This window comes from Rossellomorea aquimaris, from assembly GCF_001877785.1.
Classification (GTDB): Bacteria; Bacillota; Bacilli; order Bacillales; family Bacillaceae_B; genus Rossellomorea; species Rossellomorea aquimaris_A.
In genome coordinates, this window is record NZ_MINN01000015.1 from 1 (window position 1) to 421 (window position 421).

The 421-nt window shown below is 40.1% G+C and carries 1 pseudogene; it reads right to left on the minus strand.

Going from position 1 to position 421, the window contains the following annotated elements:
- A pseudogene (locus BHE18_RS00640) lies at window positions 1–237 on the minus strand (acyl-CoA dehydrogenase family protein); the annotation flags it as partial.
- Window positions 238–421 lie beyond the last annotated feature (184 nt).

Genomic DNA, 421 nt, shown 5'->3' on the forward strand with positions numbered 1-421 from the left:
AGGCTCTGTCAAACAGAAAGCGCCTAAATATTCACCCGTTGCCAGTTTCGGCACGTATTTTGCGATTTGCTGTTCTGTCCCGAAATTGATGATCGGGTTGGTGCCGACCGATGTATGCACCGAGAGAATGACGCCGATAACGCCACTCGCTTTGGATAGCTCATGTATAGCAGTGATGTACGAAGTGAAATCCATTTCCGAACCGCCGTATTTTTCAGGTGCGGTAATGCCCATCAATAAAAAAAAAAAAAAAAAACTCTTATGCCTTCTCCTTCTTTACAATACACATTTTTCAATTAAACTCATGTCATGTTACTCTATAATCATTCTTAATAACTCTCTGATCTCACTGTCCTAACACCTACTATCAACTGCTATCTTATATTACTCACACTTATTTCCACACCACACCAAACAAAAA